General features: G+C 38.2%; 15 protein-coding genes, 8 tRNA genes and 2 rRNA genes. 3 read left to right on the plus strand and 22 right to left on the minus strand.

All coding sequences use genetic code 11. The features are described 5' to 3' along the window. Positions 1–47: 47 nt before the first annotated feature. The 6 genes from KI338_RS10425 to sigW form a co-directional block, all read right to left on the minus strand. Complete coding sequence (locus KI338_RS10425) at positions 48–1,835, minus strand: S9 family peptidase (protein WP_212920937.1); 1,788 nt, start codon at positions 1,833–1,835, stop codon at positions 48–50. Between the two features lie 315 nt (positions 1,836–2,150). Further along, a complete protein-coding gene (gene glmM, locus KI338_RS10430) occupies positions 2,151–3,497 on the minus strand; it encodes a phosphoglucosamine mutase (protein ID WP_212920938.1) in 1,347 nt (448 codons plus the stop codon). A 70-nt stretch (positions 3,498–3,567) separates the two neighbouring features. Further along, the gene (locus KI338_RS10435) at positions 3,568–4,812 is read right to left on the minus strand and encodes a CdaR family protein (RefSeq protein WP_212920939.1); all 1,245 of its coding nucleotides are present in this window, start codon (positions 4,810–4,812) and stop codon (positions 3,568–3,570) included. Continuing rightward, positions 4,805–5,626, minus strand: coding sequence for a diadenylate cyclase CdaA (gene cdaA, locus KI338_RS10440; protein WP_212920940.1), 822 nt, complete (start codon positions 5,624–5,626; stop codon positions 4,805–4,807). Before cdaA ends, KI338_RS10435 begins: the two co-directional genes overlap by 8 nt. Positions 5,627–5,835: 209 nt before the next feature. Then, positions 5,836–6,480, minus strand: a complete 645-nt coding sequence (locus KI338_RS10445) for a zf-HC2 domain-containing protein (RefSeq protein WP_212920941.1) — start codon at positions 6,478–6,480, stop codon at positions 5,836–5,838. A gap of 15 nt (positions 6,481–6,495) precedes the next feature. Next, the gene (sigW, locus tag KI338_RS10450) at positions 6,496–7,059 is read right to left on the minus strand and encodes an RNA polymerase sigma factor SigW (RefSeq protein ID WP_212920942.1); all 564 of its coding nucleotides are present in this window, start codon (positions 7,057–7,059) and stop codon (positions 6,496–6,498) included. A 229-nt stretch (positions 7,060–7,288) separates the two neighbouring features. Between sigW and KI338_RS10455 the strand changes: the two genes are divergently transcribed. Next, positions 7,289–7,441, plus strand: a complete 153-nt coding sequence (locus tag KI338_RS10455) for an aspartyl-phosphate phosphatase Spo0E family protein (protein ID WP_212920943.1) — start codon at positions 7,289–7,291, stop codon at positions 7,439–7,441. 40 nt (positions 7,442–7,481) lie between these two features. Here the strand turns inward: KI338_RS10455 and rocF are convergent, their stop codons facing one another. The 11 genes from rocF to KI338_RS10510 form a co-directional block, all read right to left on the minus strand. Further along, positions 7,482–8,378, minus strand: a complete 897-nt coding sequence (gene rocF, locus KI338_RS10460) for an arginase (RefSeq protein WP_212920944.1) — start codon at positions 8,376–8,378, stop codon at positions 7,482–7,484. A gap of 143 nt (positions 8,379–8,521) precedes the next feature. Then, complete coding sequence (locus KI338_RS10465; protein ID WP_244853539.1) at positions 8,522–9,631, minus strand: phosphomevalonate kinase; 1,110 nt, start codon at positions 9,629–9,631, stop codon at positions 8,522–8,524. After that, entirely contained in the window at positions 9,615–10,607 is a 993-nt protein-coding gene (gene mvaD, locus KI338_RS10470) for a diphosphomevalonate decarboxylase (protein ID WP_212920946.1), read from the minus strand. Before mvaD ends, KI338_RS10465 begins: the two co-directional genes overlap by 17 nt. A gap of 35 nt (positions 10,608–10,642) precedes the next feature. Then, positions 10,643–11,623, minus strand: coding sequence for a mevalonate kinase (mvk, locus tag KI338_RS10475; protein ID WP_212920947.1), 981 nt, complete (start codon positions 11,621–11,623; stop codon positions 10,643–10,645). Beyond that, positions 11,620–12,909: a hydroxymethylglutaryl-CoA reductase, degradative gene (locus KI338_RS10480; RefSeq protein ID WP_212920948.1), complete on the minus strand. Its 1,290-nt coding sequence runs from the start codon at positions 12,907–12,909 to the stop codon at positions 11,620–11,622. The genes mvk and KI338_RS10480 overlap by 4 nt, the downstream gene beginning before the upstream one ends. Before the next feature lie 152 nt (positions 12,910–13,061). Beyond that, positions 13,062–13,134 (minus strand) — tRNA-Lys (locus KI338_RS10485). Positions 13,135–13,247: 113 nt separating this feature from the next. Continuing rightward, positions 13,248–13,319, minus strand: a tRNA-Gln gene (locus tag KI338_RS10490). 10 nt (positions 13,320–13,329) lie between these two features. Next, positions 13,330–13,413: transfer RNA gene (locus KI338_RS10495), tRNA-Tyr, on the minus strand. Positions 13,414–13,454: 41 nt separating this feature from the next. Then, a tRNA-Thr gene (locus KI338_RS10500) sits at positions 13,455–13,530 on the minus strand. A 3-nt stretch (positions 13,531–13,533) separates the two neighbouring features. Continuing rightward, positions 13,534–13,609 (minus strand) — tRNA-Val (locus tag KI338_RS10505). A 3-nt stretch (positions 13,610–13,612) separates the two neighbouring features. Then, positions 13,613–13,687: transfer RNA gene (locus tag KI338_RS10510), tRNA-Glu, on the minus strand. Between the two features lie 233 nt (positions 13,688–13,920). On the opposite strand from KI338_RS10510, the gene fabI reads away from it, so the two are divergent. After that, positions 13,921–14,697, plus strand: a complete 777-nt coding sequence (gene fabI / locus KI338_RS10515; RefSeq protein ID WP_212920949.1) for an enoyl-ACP reductase FabI — start codon at positions 13,921–13,923, stop codon at positions 14,695–14,697. A gap of 78 nt (positions 14,698–14,775) precedes the next feature. Then, positions 14,776–15,513 carry a YwaF family protein gene (locus tag KI338_RS10520; RefSeq protein ID WP_212920950.1) on the plus strand — a complete coding sequence of 246 codons (738 nt, stop codon included), beginning with the start codon at positions 14,776–14,778 and terminating at the stop codon, positions 15,511–15,513. 240 nt (positions 15,514–15,753) lie between these two features. On the opposite strand, the gene KI338_RS10525 is transcribed toward KI338_RS10520, so the two are convergent. The 5 genes from KI338_RS10525 to KI338_RS10545 all read right to left on the minus strand — a co-directional run. Next, the gene (locus KI338_RS10525) at positions 15,754–16,221 is read right to left on the minus strand and encodes an SRPBCC family protein (RefSeq protein ID WP_212920951.1); all 468 of its coding nucleotides are present in this window, start codon (positions 16,219–16,221) and stop codon (positions 15,754–15,756) included. Between the two features lie 233 nt (positions 16,222–16,454). Beyond that, a tRNA-Thr gene (locus KI338_RS10530) sits at positions 16,455–16,527 on the minus strand. A gap of 25 nt (positions 16,528–16,552) precedes the next feature. Then, positions 16,553–16,627 (minus strand) — tRNA-Asn (locus tag KI338_RS10535). Between the two features lie 67 nt (positions 16,628–16,694). After that, positions 16,695–16,810, minus strand: a 5S ribosomal RNA gene (rrf, locus tag KI338_RS10540). A gap of 133 nt (positions 16,811–16,943) precedes the next feature. Beyond that, a 23S ribosomal RNA gene (locus tag KI338_RS10545) occupies positions 16,944–17,173 on the minus strand; the annotation flags it as partial.

The raw sequence follows: 17,173 nt of genomic DNA on the forward strand, positions 1-17,173 counted from the left end.
ATTAAAATAGCACATAGGATACACCTCCTATGTGCTATTAGATATTATTACCCTTGATGTCTTTCTAGAAAATCAAGCATTGTATTGTACACTTTTATTTCATTTTCTTTTTTGGAGAATCCATGTCCCTCATCTTCCAGAACTAAATACTCTACTTCGCGTCCTTTTTCCTTTAGTTTGGCAACAATTTGATCGGACTCTTCTTTTACAACGCGAGGATCCTTTGCCCCTTGAATGACGAGCATTGGCTTCACCATTGTATCGAGATAAGTAATTGGCGAATCCTTAATAAAACGCTCTTTATCTCGTTCTGGATCACCTACCCAACGCTCCATCATTGGTTTCCAATGTGGTGGAACAGAATTAACAAAGGTAAATAAATCAGACGGGCCGAATATATCTACGACAGCTTTAAAATATTCCTGATGACGTCCGTGTAATAATAACGCCATATATCCACCATAGCTTCCTCCAACAAGGAATAGCTTATCACGGTCTGTTATATTATTTTCAAATAGCCATTCAATCCCAGCAACACAGTCTAGACGCGGACCATGTCCCCAATCCTGCTCGACTAGCTTCACAAATGAGGAACCATAGCCTGTACTTCCGCGGAAGTTCGGTGCGAAAATAGTGTATCCACGGCTAAGTGCACTTTGGAACATGGCACGGAACATTTTCCTCTCAGAGGCTTGTGGTCCTCCGTGTGGCCAAAATATCGTGTGGCCATTATCATTCTCAGGGTTTGCTTTGAAAAGAAGCGCTTCTATTTCCATACCATCGAATGATCTGTATGTGACTACCTCAGGCTCTACCATTTGCTCCCTGCTTACACCAAGAACACGGTTGTTCGTTAAGTTTTCCCATTTTGTACCATCGGTAGATTTGAAAATATTAAATGGAACCGTTGCACTTCTACCTAAGAGATAGAGATTACCTGCTTTGGTTACTACTAGCTTTTCTAATACGTCAACTGGAGTTGCTAGCTTTTCAGACTTTCCAGTGGCTAAATCATAGCGATACAGAATATCCTCTACACCTTTTTCTGTAGCAAAATAAAGAAGTTGATTTTCTTTATCGTACTGAAGTCCTTCGATACTCTCATTCTCAATGCTTAGAACCGCTTCAAATTGCTTCGAATCAAGATTGTATTTCGCGATATAGCTATATTCTTGATCATAATTAGTTGTGAAATAAATATCCTTTTCAATGAAAACAGGACTAGAGGCAACATGAACCTTCTCAGCATCCGGAGTCAAGCATACTAAGTTATCGCCATCCTTTACAAAAAGTTGGATATATGTATTTGCTAAGAGACGCATATACACAAATACATCTTCCTTTTCAGAAACAGCAGCTAAATAGGTTGGCCCTACCTCTCCTTCATTAATTAGCACATCCGAGTTATCCTCTAAATGGCGAACACGCGTATTAAGAAAGTTTGGATTACCTTCAGAGGTTAAATAGTAAACTCGTTTCCCATCATCACTTAAATGGGCAAAGTAATACTTCTCCGATGAATCTCCAGTAATTAACTCCTGTGGCATGCCACCTTCACTCGGCACAGCATAAATCTGATAATTCTCATCACCTTCATTGTCATAGCCCGCTAACACATAACGTCCCTCTGGATCAAACTTGATAAAATTCGTCGATTGATCCCTCTGAGCAAAGAGATATGGAAAATTATCTGGTAGATCCATTGCCCATAAGTTCATTTTTCCATTTAGATTGGTATTGAATACTAAACGTTTCTCATCCTTACTTACTGCAAAGTCTGAAATGACATATGTACGCAAGAATTGTTCTACTGATGGTTTTGAAAACTTTAACATGTATATCCCCCTCTGTAAGTTAGCTTTCATATTTGATAACAAGTATACCTTATTTTGTTATCTTCTGACAGTTTTAACTACTTATTAAACACTGAATATAGAAAATGTCTGTCTCATGGTAAGAGGCATAAAGAGATCTAGGAGACCGTATTTCCTTTACTTTTTTATTAGTAGGCATAGAAGAACTGGAAACAAAATACACCACCACAATCATCCGCTTTTCTTCATCGAGATCTAACGATAAATCTTAATACTGTTAATAGGTGGTTACCTCAGCAATTAAAAAGAGCTGCTCTCCATATGAGAGCAGCCTCCTTATTCTGAAATACCGTACAAGCTCTTAACAACCTGCGCAATTTGATCGGTATACTTTTCACATTCTTCTTCTGTTGGCCCTTCAACCATTACACGTACGAGTGGTTCTGTTCCAGATGGTCTAACGAGGACACGTCCGTTTCCTCCAAGAGCTTGTTCCACCTTGTCAATTTCCGCTTTAATTGTTGCATCTTCTAATACTTTTTTCTTATCTGTAACTTTTATGTTTTTTAGCACCTGTGGATAGATTGTCATCTCACTAGCTAATTCGGATAATGTTTTACCAGTTTCTTTCATAACGTTTACGAGCTGAAGTGCGGATAGCATTCCATCACCAGTTGTACTGTAATCTAGGAAAATGATATGACCGGATTGTTCTCCACCTAGATTGTAGCCACCTTTACGCATTTCCTCCATGACATAGCGGTCACCTACAGCAGTTTTTTCACTTCGCATACCGTTTTCCTCTAGTGCTTTGTAAAAACCGATATTACTCATAACGGTTGAAACGATCGTATTGTGACGTAAGAAGCCTTTTTCATTCATGTACTTTCCACAAATAAACAAAATCTGGTCACCATCTACAATGTTTCCTTTTTCGTCGACTGCAATTAGTCGGTCCCCATCACCATCGAATGCTAAACCGATATCCGCACCTTTTTCAATTACAAAGGCTTGTAATTTCTCGGGATGTGTGGAACCAACACCATCATTAATATTCAAACCATTTGGTGAAGCTCCAATGGTATAAATATCCGCTTCTAAATCTGCAAACAAATGAGCTGCCAAGCTAGATGTAGCCCCGTGGGCACAATCAAGTGCAATACGAATACCCTCGAAATCACTATCGATGGATTCCTTGAGGTAAGATAAGTATTTCTGACCTCCTTCAAAGTAATCAGAAACACCCCCAATATCGCCACCAATAGGTCGAGGTAAATTATCCTCACCATCTAATAGTCGTTCAATTTCTTCTTCCTGCTCATCTAAAAGCTTAAATCCATCTGGTCCGAAGAATTTAATTCCATTATCCTCGACAGGGTTATGGGATGCAGATATCATAACACCTGCCTGAGCACTAGTTGCTTTTGTTAGGTATGCAACTCCTGGTGTTGAAATGACACCTAAACGCATGACTTCTGCGCCAATAGATAATAATCCTGCCACTAAAGCCCCTTCAAGCATATTTCCTGAAATTCTCGTGTCACGTCCAATTAACACCCTTGGCTTTTCTGTTTCTTTTGTTAATACATATCCACCAAATCTACCTAACTTAAATGCTAATTCAGGGGTTAAATCCTTATTTGCTACACCCCTTACACCATCAGTTCCAAAATATTTACCCATTATGTACCTCTCCTTTACATCCCATGACTGGACGTTTTTTAAGTACGGTATTAATAATCATAAGCCTATATTAAACTTCCTCAATTTCAATCGTAGCCTCTTTTATTTCTAGTTCGTATTTCACACCGTCTGGGCCACTAATTTCTACCGGGACTACATGTTTCCCACGACCCAGACCTTTTACATTTATATATATACGAAAATCCTTATCGCTTAATTCCCTAACATCTTGTTCATTTCCAGTCACAGTTATACTAGTACGCTGATTTTCAGGTTCAACAAAATTAACAACATTTCCATCAGCCGCATTATCTACTTCTAATTTTAAATTTGTGATCGATTTCGTCTGTTCTAGGACAACCTTCACATCTATTTCCTTCGTACCTGGGGCTTGGACCTTATCGGGTAACGATAAGCCGACCTTTATTGTACCAGATTTCGTTAGTTCGGATAGATTGATTGGCTCGGTTGTAATTTTGTCAACCTTATCCAAAACATTCGTTGTTGCAAAGACTTCAACTTCAGTTACAACCGGCTCCATCGATACAACACGATATCCTTCAGGAAGCTCTCCTGTCGTTGCAACACTTACAGGAACCTTCTTACTTGGATTCTCAATATCCACCGAAATAATTACTGTCTGTGGATCAATCCTTACTCCAAGCTCATTGCCTTGATTATCATATACATTAACAGGTACTTCTCGATTCTTAATAGAATCGGTTAGTCCCGTTACATCAACAAACACCTTAACTATTGCAATACGATCAATAACTTCCTTCGAGCTCGTAATGGTTACTTTATCCGTATTTAATTTAAAGTCACCTACTTGATATCCTTCGGGAAGTTTATCCTCATTTACGAAGTCGACACTCACATTAAATTCAGCCGTAGCACGCTTCTCTATCACGACATTTATTGTTTTTGGTTCAATATAAACAGAGAGCTGTTTAGGAATATTATCATATTGAATCTCTACTTCATGTTCACCTTCTTTCAAATCACGCAAATCCACAAATACCTCAAAGTTACGTTGCGTTACCACTGGGGTTAATTCACTAGCGGTACCTTCTAAAGAAACCGTAACTGTTTCTGGAACACCACTAACCACATAGGTATCGCTATCTATTTGAATTCCTAATGGAACATCCTCTATTGTCTTTGTTTCCTTAGAACCACCAAACAAGGTAGGTATGGTACTTTCTCTATCACCTGATGTATCGGCTTCTTCGATTGCAACGAAAATATATAACATAATAGCAAAGGCTAAGGAAAGCCCGCGGATAAACCATTTACTTTTAAACCAATTATCCATGCTTTCTCCCCCTTAGCATCCAAGGCTTCTTTTCAGCTGAACGAGGTCCTGGAGATAAATTTTCAAGTAAAAACTCTCTTAAGTCTTCTTGACTCATATCTCTCTTTAATTCACCATTCTTTGTTCCAGAGATGCCACCTGTTTCCTCTGAAACGACAATGGTCAGGGCATCCGTTACTTCACTAATTCCCATTGCAGCTCTATGCCTTGTTCCTAGTTCCTTGGAAATAAAAGGACTCTCTGATAAAGGAAGATAGCAAGCTGCTGCAACTACTTCATCATTTTTTATAATAACTGCACCATCATGTAGTGGTGTGTTTGGTGTGAATATATTGGTTAGTAGTTGGTGAGTTAACTTCCCATTGATTGGAATACCTGTTTCAATGTACTCACCAATTCCCGTCTCACGTTCAATTGTAATTAATGCACCAATACGTCGTTTAGCCATATATCCTGCAGCATGTACGATGTCTGTAACTAGCTTTTCAAACTTCTCTTGTTCTGACTTCGTACTTCTGGAGAACAAATTACCTCTTCCAATTTGCTCTAAAGCTCTTCTCAGCTCCGGCTGGAATAAGATAATAATGACAAGAAAACCCCATCTGATTACTTGTTCTGTTATCCAATATAGTGTTGGTAAGTCCATTAAAAAGCTAATTACACGTACAACAAAAATGACTACAATACCTTTTAAAAGTTGAATCGCCTTTGTGCCTCGTATTAGCATAATTAATTTATATAGAACATACCAAACGAGACCAATATCGACGAGCATTCTAAGTAAGTCTAATATACCGAAATCCCCATTAGGCATGTCTTGCACATCCTTCTATCCATCAATTCTCTTCCCGTCTTTACAAGTTAAACCGGCACCAAAAAAATGTCCGTGCGAAAAAGTGGAGTTACTGCCAGTATAACATTTTTATTATACCACAATCTCCAATTAATACGTGATATAGCTTCTACCTTTTTTCAAGAATAGTAGGATAGATAAAAAAGAAAAACCCGGCTTCCCACCAGGTTTTAATCTCCAAATGCAAAAACTCCTTTAACCAAATTCTGAATGTGATACCATACCCATTCAAATACCGCATCTACTTCTTTTAATTCTCCATTTACCGCCCCTACTGAAGCCATTAACCCATCACTGTCCAAGACGTCGGTTTCATCTACTAGCTTTCCATTAATTAATGTAACATTACCATCTACAGTACCATCTATTCTTAAATTGCCATTCTGCACAACCAAATCTCCATCAACAGTAACACCTTCAGGTACAATCACTAAATCGCCTTTTACAATTAAATTTTCTGGATTAGAAACCATAAGTTGTGTATCCTTTTCCCAAACAGAAAATAATCCGGTAAGCATAAAGATAAAGAAAATTGCCGCTGCAGTTAGTACTGGATGCATTTTAAACCACCGTAAATAGCGTACTCGTTTTTTCTCAATAGGCAGCTGGTCCATTACTTTTGATGCAAAGCCTTCTGGTGCTTTGATTCTTTCTGTGCTTTGAATTAATGTGACTGTGCGCTTTAGTTCATGAAGATGCTTTTGACATGCTAAACATTCCTCTAGATGGACTTTCAATTCATGTTCTTCTGCCCTCGTAATATCCCCATCTAAATGCTTATGCATTAATTCTAATGCCTTTTTATGACAATCCAACTGGATTCACTCCTTTTATACATGACGAAGCTTTTTACGCAAAGCTTCTCTTCCTCGATGAATTCTAGTCTTCACCGTCCCAATCGGGATATCTAATATTTCACTAATTTCTTGTAGTGAAAAATCCTCTAAATACCGCAACATGATAATGCTTCGATATTTAGACGGAAGCTCTGCTATTTGTTTTTGAATATATGTCTGAAGCTCAAGACCTTCCAACTCATCCTCAGGTAGCTTTTCATCTGCAGCTAATTGCGAATACATATCCAAGCCATCTGTTCCTTTTACTTCAGCATCCAAGTAATAATCCGGTTTTCGTTTTCGTAACCTGTCGATTGTTAAATTTGTCGCGATTCGGTACAACCAGGTTGAAAACTTTCTACGCTCATCATAGGAGTGGATATTGACATAAGCACGAATGAATGCTTCCTGTGCAATATCCTCGGCTTCATGCTGATTACCTAGCATTCTTAGACAATGCTGATAGATTTTATCTTGATAGAACATGACTACATCTTCAAATGCAGTTTGATCCCCTTTTTTTACCTGTTTGATTTTCTCTCTAATTATTAATTCCATTCCCTGTACCTCCGCTGATGCGGTATTAAACCTTACGTTCTATCTATAAAAAGGTTTCACTTTTTTTAAAAAATTTTTTAATCCGCCGATAATTTATTAAATAGTAAACATTTTCCATTCTATTATAACGTATTTCAAGGGAAAAATATCGATTTTTCTAAATTTGCTGTTGCAAAAGGATACTTTATTCCTTAATATAGTTTAATGTATAGCAATAGGGGGAATACAGATGGATAAGCTTTTATTACAAAAGATAGAGCAATGCCGTAAAGAGATGATTGCACTAAGTGGTTCCTACAAGCTTACGTCAGAAGTAATGGTGGAAACAAGTAAAAAATTGGACCATCTATTAAACGAATATCAACTAAAAAATAACCAATAAAAAAGGCATTAATATAATATCAACGCCTTTTTAAAGAAAACTATTTAAGCTTTTCACCAAATAAAGAACCCATTAATCCAACAGCTAATGTAGCTGTTTTATTTTTTTCATCTAATATTGGGTTTACTTCTACAACCTCTAATGATGTAATAATATCGGATTCAGATAGCATTTCCATTGCTAAATGGCTTTCTCGGTAAGTCATTCCACCAAGTACCGGTGTACCAACACCAGGTGCCTCTGTCGGATCTAATCCATCTAAATCAAGGCTGAGATGTACACCATCTGTGCGCTCTCTTAAATAGGAAATTGTTTCCTCCATCACAGCAGACATTCCCATACGGTCGATTTCATGCATCGTATATACCTTTATACCCTTTTCCCGAATGAGTTCCCTTTCTCCTGGGTCTAAAGAGCGTGCACCAATGATGACAATATTTTCAGGCTTTACTTTTGGTGTATAGTTATATAAATTTGTTAATTTTTCATGGCCTAGTCCCAGACTTACTGCTAGTGGCATACCATGGATATTACCAGATGGTGATGTTTCACTTGTGTTTAAATCCCCATGAGCATCATACCAAATTACTCCTAGATTTTTATAATGTTTTGAAATACCAGCTAAGCTACCAATCGCAATACTGTGGTCTCCACCAAGAATTAATGGGAATGCACCCTTTTGTATTTCCTCATCTACCATTTTTGCAAGTGTTTCATTAGCTTCTATTACCTGTTCTAGATTTTTTAATTTACCATCATCTTCTATTTTCCCTGGTCGGTTAATCGGTATATCTCCAAGGTCATGTATATCATATTCTAACGTTTGTAATCTCTCAATCGCTCCTGCATAACGAATGGCACTTGGTCCCATATCTACTCCACGACGACTTTGTCCTAAATCCATTGGGACACCAATTAATGATATTTTATTTTTCATAATTTATTGCCACCTCCAACAATTATTGTACTAAAAATCATTTCAACGACTCAACTCGACAATTTTTTGAATATTTATGCGTTTTGTTTTAAATAGTGAAATGGCCATTAAAAATAGGCATCGTTACCGATAACGATACCTTCCTATATGATCAAGGCTCCATTTCGGTACGGTTTGATTTCTAACGGGATGATACCTGCTTTCTTCCAAGCATCCTCTAACCGTTTTGCGCTTTCTTCTGATGGCATGAAGGCAATCCCACAATCTCCGCCACCTGCGCCAGATTGCTTTGCTGCACCACCAAATTCTTCCGCTAAATCACATAAAGTTTTAATCATGGTAGTTTCTAGTTCTGTTTGCGCCTCTTTCCCAACCGTTACCAGTGCTTCTCTATTCTGCTTTATCCCTTGTAATAGTAGGGGAATATGTTCTTGCTTTGCCCCTTGTAAAAAGTTACTGACAGCTTTTTCACTTTGCTTGAGAAACGTTTGATATTTTTCTATTTGAGTAGTCTTTAAATTTAATATTCGCTGAACTAAATTGCCCGTCGATGCCGGACTGCCTGTCCAACCGATACAAAGATGAATTGATTTAGGCATATCTATTGATTCAATGCTCCAGTAATCCCAATCAATATCAATTAGCTCAGAGATGGAGCTTGCCTTTAGATACGTATCTCTTAACCATTCTGCCTGAAAGGAGGAATATTGCAATATACCTCCATAGGACGATGCAGCAACATCTGCACCAGAACCATTTCCTTGTGCCTTCACATGCGATATCGAAGCGAGCTTAAAAATTAGCAGTGGGCTTGGTTCCTTTTCAAGATGAAATGCTAGAATAGCTGAGATGACCCCAACTACTACTGCAGCACTTGAACCAAGTCCGAATTTTTTTCCTGTTGACTTGTCATCTAGTTCACTTTTAATGTGCAGTGAAACATTTTGAATAGGGATACCTTTTTCTATTAAGTATAGACAAGCAACATCCAATGCGCCTTGGACAAAATTAACTCGAGGATCATCTGAATAAATGGTAACACGATAATTATCAACGTCCCACTGAATATCTTGCAAATGAAATTTTTCTAGAGTTATTCTTTTTTTGTCCGCAGGTTTTATAGTTACATAGACGAACCGATTTACAGCCATAACCGCTAACTTTTGATATGGCTCTAAGACGGCAAATTCGCCAGCAATCATTAACTTGCCTGGCACCTGTATCGTCATTGCTGTATTAGGCAAAATCTTCATCCCCTAAATAGGTAATTCCTTGCCCCACACGACTTAATTTTACATCGGCAACACCTTGAATGCTTTGTAAAGCCTGTTTTATTTGCACTTCGTACTCCGGTAGATATAGCACCTTCACATTAGGTCCAGCATCAATAGTGAAATAAGCGGGAATACCTGAATCTCGTAATTGCTTTACGGTCTGCATAACAGTAACAGTAGTATCAAGCCAATATGTAAAAGGAGGGCTTGCACCTAAAGTTGTCGCATGCATTTTCAAGCAATTGGCTTCAGCAATTTCCCCTACCTTTGTAAAGTCACGTTCTAGGATCCCTTCTTTAATAGACTGGAGATCCGCAGGAATGCTTTCCACCCACCCTTTAAAAAAGGGCGAAGTTTCTACTGTACGCTTCATCCCTGCTCTACTCGATACTTTTTTCATTTTAGAAGATAAGACAACAGCCGCTACGCGAATATCCCAATGATCCTTTGCTACTACTGGAACCGCAAAGGAGTCAGAGCCATCTTCTTTTTCACCCTTTTGCCATTCTGCAAATCCACCATAGATGGAGCGACAAGCAGAGCCTGAGCCTTGTCTTGTCAATCTAGATAATTGTTCATCAGAAAGATTTAGGCCAACAGCCTTTGTGGAAGCAGCAGCCAATGCTGCGAAGCCGGAAGCTGAAGAAGCGAAACCTGCTGCTGTCGGAACAGCATTCACGGATTTTACTTCAGCAAAAACATACCTTCCAGCTAGGTCACGAACTAAATTCAAGAATTTTGTTACACGGTCTGCTTGTTCCCCTTGGACAAAGGAATCATTTAAATAAAAAACATCATTGGTCAATTCTTCCTTGAATGACACATTAGTTATCGTGTGAAACCCATCTAACGTAATGGATAAACTATTATTGGTAGGTAAGATAAGCTCTTCATTTCGCTTTCCCCAGTACTTAATTAACGCTATATTTGTATGTGCTTTTGCAGTTGCTTTCATGACGTTCCCCTTTTCAGAAGCCACTTATATAGTAATCAATCTTGTTTTCTTAACGTAAAAGGCCAAACCGCATAGGCACCAAATTCCTTTAGCTTTTCGGCTAACTGTCTTGAATGTATCTCATTTTTGGCTAGTGCAATAATACAACCACCGTTCCCAGCACCTGTAAGCTTCGCACCTAATGCCCCTTCCTTGCGGGCAAAATTTATCAAACGATCCAAGCCTTCATCACTTACTCCAAGAGCAGCTAATTCTTTTTGGGCTTCATTTAATAGTTGACCAAGAATATTTCTTCCTGCTTTTTCTAATGCATGTTTTGCTTGATGGGTTAGCTGTCCGATTCGCTCAATCTTTGTCTGGATCCTCTTTGGAGCTTTTTTCAGCATATGGGCAACCGATTCAACAGCCGACCTAGTATCACCAATACGACCAGAATCCGCTACAATAAAATGAAAATCTTCACCCGGTCGTATATAACCGACAGGATTTTCCTTTTCAAACCATACGGGTGATTCAGAGGTAATCGTTAATGTGTCGATTCCACTAGGTGAACCATGTGCAAATTTCTCTGCTATATTAGCAAAATGCAGTAATTCTCTTTCTGTATATTGTACCTCAGCAAAAGAAAACAATGACCGGATAATAGCGATTGCCACTGAAGCACTAGAGCCCAATCCCTTCCCAGGTGGGATAGAGGATTTTACTCGGATTATCATATTTTTATTCGGTAGTCCTAAATACTTTAGGGTTGCATGTATACTATTAACGATTCCTTCTAAGGTAACAGGAGCAGCATCCATTGGACCTCGATAAAACGTACTATCAAATTTCGTCTTTCCTGGCTGATACTCTATTACCGATTCAACCCCAACTAATGGAAAGGGAATTGCAATTGCAGGTTGTCCGTGTACAACTGCATGTTCACCAATTAAAATTAATTTACTGTGTGCAATACCTATTCCACTTTTTTCTGTTGTAGTTAATTTATCTGTTATTGTTAATTTTTCTGCGCTCATTTTGTATACTGTTCCACCAATTCTTTAGCTTTTCCTACACGGATTTCTTTCTCTTTTACTAATTGTTCAGCTATAATATCGATCATCTCCCCGGTAGCACCTGCAGCAATAGCAACAGAACGAGAATGAAGCGCCATATGCCCCTTTTGTATTCCATCTGTAACTAATGCCTTCAAAGCACCTAGATTTTGAGCTAACCCTACAGCAACAATCACCTGTGCAAGCTCAGAGGCTGAATCCACCTGTAATATTTTATGCGCAAGCTGAGAAATTGGATGTACGCGAATAGCACCGCCTACAGTCCCAATTGACATTGGTAATTCTAATTCACCAACAAGATTTCCTTCTTTATCAACAGACCATTTCGTCATCGATCGATAGCTTCCAAAGCGAGAAGCATAAGCATGTGCTCCTGCTTCAACCGCACGCCAATCATTTCCTGTAGCAATTACCACAGGATCAATCCCATTCATGATTCCTTTATTATGCGTAACAGCACGATATGGATCAGAATCCGCAAATTCGAAGGCATAAACGACGCCATCACGAACCTCTTCACCAGAGAAATCACCAGTTACTAGTAATTCTGGTGGGATAACACAGGTAGCTTTAGCGACGCAGCGATCAGCAAAGTTAGACAGGATTCGTAAATAAACCTTACCATCTGTAAGTTCTTCCACTGTAGGTGCTAATGACTCGACCATTGTATTTATTATATTAGCTCCCATTGCGTCACAAGTGTCTATATATAAATGTAAAACAAGCATTTTACCATAGCTGGATTTAGGAGAATCATTTAGAATTCGAACATCTAAATCTCTAGCTCCCCCACCCCTAGCAACAATACTCGGATATGCAGCGTTAGCAGCATCTATTAAAGCTTCCTTCTGTTTCAATAATATTTGTTTTGCCTGTTCATAATTAGAGCATCCAACAACCTGGATTTGGCCAATCATAATTCTTTCTGAGGCTTCCGTTTTAAAACCACCTGCATCGCGTACAATTTTAGCTATATGGCTGGCAGAGGCTACAACTGAAGGTTCTTCAATTGCCATCGGTATAACATAATCTTTCCCGTTTATTAAGAAGTTCAATCCTAAACCTAATGGAAGTGGAAAAGTACCCACCACATTTTCAATCATTTTATCTGCAGTCTCGATTGGTAATGCTTCATTTGATGATAAGACCCCTAAGTCCTCTTCAGAAAGCTCAAGAGCTTCACGTAATAGCTCTTTCCGTTCCTCAACTGTTTTTTTATAAAAACCAGGAATCCTAGAAGATTTCATACCAACCATCCTTTATATTGTCTATTTAAGTTCAAAAGTTATTAGTTTTATCATTTCAAATTATGAATTACTCTATCTATTATGTTAAAAAAACATATAAAATGCAAATAAAAACAAGGCTGCTACGCATAACAGCCTTGTTTTTATGTTGATGAGCCATGCAGGATTCGAACCTGCGACCCTCTGATTAAAAGTCAGATGCTCTACCGACTGAGCTAATGGCTCATAATTATTAGTGATTCTAATTTCAAAAGATCGTACATCTAGGTAACAGTAATTGTGCTCGTCGCCCAAAGTAATACTAATTTTAGATAAAATCCCCTAAAAAAAGAAAAAAACTGGGCTACTAGGATTCGAACCTAGGAATGACGGGACCAAAACCCGTTGCCTTACCGCTTGGCTATAGCCCAATAACCTAAATGGTGGAGGGGGGCAGATTCGAACTGCCGAACCCGAGGGAGCGGATTTACAGTCCGCCGCGTTTAGCCACTTCGCTACCCCTCCGTATTTAGTATGAAATATTTAATTAATTTTATACATAAAAATGGTGCCGGCCAGAGGACTTGAACCCCCAACCTACTGATTACAAGTCAGTTGCTCTACCAATTGAGCTAGGCCGGCAAATGGTGGAGGATACAGGGCTCGAACCTGTGACCCCCTGCTTGTAAGGCAGGTGCTCTCCCAGCTGAGCTAATCCTCCATATGGTGACCCGTACGGGATTCGAACCCGTGTTACCGCCGTGAAAGGGCGGTGTCTTAACCGCTTGACCAACGGGCCAATTTATTATTAAGTAGCTTGTCTTGCAGTCAACGAATTTTATTATATACAGATTTAACATCTTTGTAAAGGGGTAAAACAAAAATTTTTACAAAAAATTTTTGTAAGCAGTTTTTTCAAGACTTTTCCTCAACAATTTAAGGCTCTTCGTAAATAAAAGATTGGTCTTTCTACTGAAAAAATGATAAATTAGAATTAGGTACTAATAGTTAATCATAATCTGGAGGTTCAAAATGACTGAACTATTAAAAGGAAAAAATATTGTTGTAATGGGAGTCGCTAATGAGCGCAGTATTGCTTGGGGAGTTACAAAATCCCTACACAATGCCGGTGCTAATTTAATTTTTACCAATAGACAAGAAAGATCCCATAAAAAATTAATAAAACTACTTGATGATAATCAAATCGAAGCAAGACAAATTGTTTCTTGTGACGTTTCAGATGATGCAAGTATCAACACAGCTTTTAATGAAATTAAAGAAGAAGTTGGAGTTATTCACGGGCTTGTACATGCAATTGCCTTTGCAAATCGTGAAGATTTAAAAGGAGAATTTTCCGATACTTCACGCGACGGATTTTTACTTGCCCAAAACATTAGTGCGTTTTCTTTAGTAGCCGTTACAAAAGCTGCTAAGGAGTTAATGACTGAAGGTGGCAGTATCGTAACACAAACTTATTTAGGAGCAGAAAGGGTCATTCCTAACTATAATGTGATGGGTGTAGCAAAGGCATCCCTAGAAGCGAGTGTGCGTTATTTAGCTGAGGACGTAGGAAAGCATGGTATTCGAGTAAATGCTATCTCTGCAGGTCCTATTCGTACTTTAGCAGCTAAAGGGGTATCTGGATTCAATGAGAAACTAGGAATGGTAGAAGAAAAGGCACCTTTACGAAGAAATGTTGATCAGGATCAAGTTGGGGACGCAACTCTATTCTTTTTGAGTGATCTTTCTAGAGGTGTTACTGGAGAAGTACTACATGTAGATTCAGGCTATCATATCATTGGTGGTTAAGAATTTATGGATAAAAATAACGCTTACTTTTAATTCTAGTAAGCGTTATTTTTCTATAGGGTAAAGCGAGGGAGTTTTATGAAGGCGTGGTTTGGGGAACAATCTACTTCACCTTTCGATTTGTTTAGTATTCATCACCTATATATGATTATTATTTTTATTACTGGGATCTTTTTACTGGTCATCTATTCAAGTAGGATTAAAGCGAATCCAGTGCTACTAAAAACAATTCGTTGGGGGCTTTTTAGTATCTTGGTAATATCTGAGCTAAGCTATCAAAGCTGGGGACTGTTCAACAAATTTTGGAACCCGAGTGAATTCCTCCCCCTTCAGTTATGTAGTATTGCCGGTATACTAACCATGATTGCGCTTTTGACTAAGAATAATAAACTAATACAAATGGTATTATTTATCGGCATTGTTCCATCATTCTTAGCTGTCATTACGCCAGAACTTTTCCATGGCTTCCCGCATTTTCGCTTTTGGCAATTTTTTATTCATCATATCGTACTCGCTTGGGCTAGCATCTTCTTAGTGACAAGTTTTCCTGTCCATATCTCCTTATGGAAGACACTAGAATCCTATTTTTATTTATTGTGCTATGCTGGACTTATCGGATTCATCGTAAACCCACTAGTTGATGCCAATTTCTTATTTTTATCTAGCGCCCCATCCGCGAATACGCCATTGAACTTGCTAGGCAATGGATTTTGGTACTATTTTAATCTTTGCCTCGTTGGGTTATTGGTATTCTTATGTATTTACATATTCTATAATGTCATAAGCCGTTTAAAGCATAAGAAAAGAGCTGTATAGCAGCTCTTTTCTTCTTTTCCACTATGAAGTTAGATTTAAAATGACATTGAACCATTTAACCTGCGACCCATTCCTTACTGATAGTACCATTTTAGTTATATTCGTTTATTTTTAGCGTGATAGTATTAAGTAGGAAGAAACCCGGTTTTCAAAATCTTTAACGCGTACAATTGGCATTATTAAAATAGACCTTGGTAGATGCTGATAAACTATAATTATTATTACTGTGGCGTCTCTTTTTCACTCGTTTCTCTCATATTCCATTTGATACACATACTCTATAAAACTATTGAACTGATCATCATAGATGAATTTAAATGACCATTTAAGCATTTTAGTGATTATCTTATATGTCCAATTGGAAGGTACTAAATAAACATTTACAGTAAAATGTGTTCCTTCAGGTGTTTCTCTTAATATATATTCTGTCTTGCTTAAACCCTCTTTTGTTTTTGTTTCAACATTTACATAATAAGGAGTCTCATATTTCGTATAAATACCCTCAAGTTCGTAAACCTTTTTACCAATCTTTTGTCTTGTGATAAAAGTTGAACCTTCTCCTAAGTCATTTTCATTCCCATCAAAAATGTTTTCTATTATTTGTGAATTCCATTTCAACACATGCTTGTCTTTACTTAAACATTCAAATACTAAATCGATATTAGCATCTAGTTCAGATTCGAAACTATAACAACGTATTTCTTCCACTTGGTTATCTCCTATGCCACTTATATAATATTTTCATTTTATTATACTATATTGTGGAATTTAAAACTATCTTACGTATATTACAAGATCTCCTTCTTGTATTTATACCTTTACCCTATAGACATCTCTAAAAATTAAAAGACACTAACAAAAGCTGTATCGCTATCGTTAAGTGTCCTTCAATTTAATTAAAAAAGGGGTTAGCCGATTCGGTTAACCCCTTTACACATAAGAGCTTCCAACAGGACTTGAACCTGCGACCCCTTCCTTACCATGGAAGTGCTCTACCTGCTGAGCTATGGAAGCATTATAATATTAATAAACACAAAAATGGCTCCACAGGTAGGATTCGAACCTACGACCGATCGGTTAACAGCCGATTGCTCTACCACTGAGCTACTGTGGAATAATTTAAATTGCTATAAGGTTTACTATTAGTATCTTCCAAAAACATAAAAATATACAAAAAAACTGCCTGGCAGCGTCCTACTCTCGCAGGGGCAATGCCCCAACTACCATCGGCGCTGAGAAGCTTAACTTCTGTGTTCGGTATGGGAACAGGTGTGACCTTCTCGCCATCGCCACCAGACAAAGCGTCTTGAAAGGTTTATAAAAATCAAGACAAGATATATTATATGCATTTCCTTCGAGAAATGCAAGGGTTTCGGAAAAAATAATCTTTATACCCTAAAAACTAAATAAGAGTAACGCACGACATCCAGTTAGTTAAGTCCTCGATCGATTAGTATCCGTCAGCTCCACGTGTCACCACGCTTCCACCTCGGACCTATCAACCTCATCGTCTCTGAGGGATCTTACTCACTTGAAGTGATGGGAAGTCTCATCTTGAGGGGGGCTTCATGCTTAGATGCTTTCAGCACTTATCCTTTCCACACGTAGCTACCCAGCTATGCTCCTGGCGGAACAACTGGTACACCAGCGGTGTGTCCAT

This window comes from Ornithinibacillus bavariensis (assembly GCF_018333235.1).
Classification (GTDB): Bacteria; Bacillota; Bacilli; order Bacillales; family Amphibacillaceae; genus Ornithinibacillus; species Ornithinibacillus bavariensis.

Bases quoted from the DNA above. Each gene is read 5' to 3' on its own strand.
- KI338_RS10425 (WP_212920937.1), bottom strand. From the start codon at position 1,835: ATGTTAAAGTTTTCAAAACCATCAGTAGAACAATTCTTGCGTACATAT.
- glmM (WP_212920938.1), bottom strand. From the start codon at position 3,497: ATGGGTAAATATTTTGGAACTGATGGTGTAAGGGGTGTAGCAAATAAG.
- KI338_RS10435 (WP_212920939.1), bottom strand. From the start codon at position 4,812: ATGGATAATTGGTTTAAAAGTAAATGGTTTATCCGCGGGCTTTCCTTA.
- cdaA (WP_212920940.1), bottom strand. From the start codon at position 5,626: ATGCCTAATGGGGATTTCGGTATATTAGACTTACTTAGAATGCTCGTC.
- sigW (WP_212920942.1), bottom strand. From the start codon at position 7,059: ATGGAATTAATAATTAGAGAGAAAATCAAACAGGTAAAAAAAGGGGAT.
- KI338_RS10455 (WP_212920943.1), top strand. From the start codon at position 7,289: ATGGATAAGCTTTTATTACAAAAGATAGAGCAATGCCGTAAAGAGATG.
- rocF (WP_212920944.1), bottom strand. From the start codon at position 8,378: ATGAAAAATAAAATATCATTAATTGGTGTCCCAATGGATTTAGGACAA.
- KI338_RS10465 (WP_244853539.1), bottom strand. From the start codon at position 9,631: ATGAAGATTTTGCCTAATACAGCAATGACGATACAGGTGCCAGGCAAG.
- mvaD (WP_212920946.1), bottom strand. From the start codon at position 10,607: ATGAAAGCAACTGCAAAAGCACATACAAATATAGCGTTAATTAAGTAC.
- mvk (WP_212920947.1), bottom strand. From the start codon at position 11,623: ATGAGCGCAGAAAAATTAACAATAACAGATAAATTAACTACAACAGAA.
- KI338_RS10480 (WP_212920948.1), bottom strand. From the start codon at position 12,909: ATGAAATCTTCTAGGATTCCTGGTTTTTATAAAAAAACAGTTGAGGAA.
- fabI (WP_212920949.1), top strand. From the start codon at position 13,921: ATGACTGAACTATTAAAAGGAAAAAATATTGTTGTAATGGGAGTCGCT.
- KI338_RS10520 (WP_212920950.1), top strand. From the start codon at position 14,776: ATGAAGGCGTGGTTTGGGGAACAATCTACTTCACCTTTCGATTTGTTT.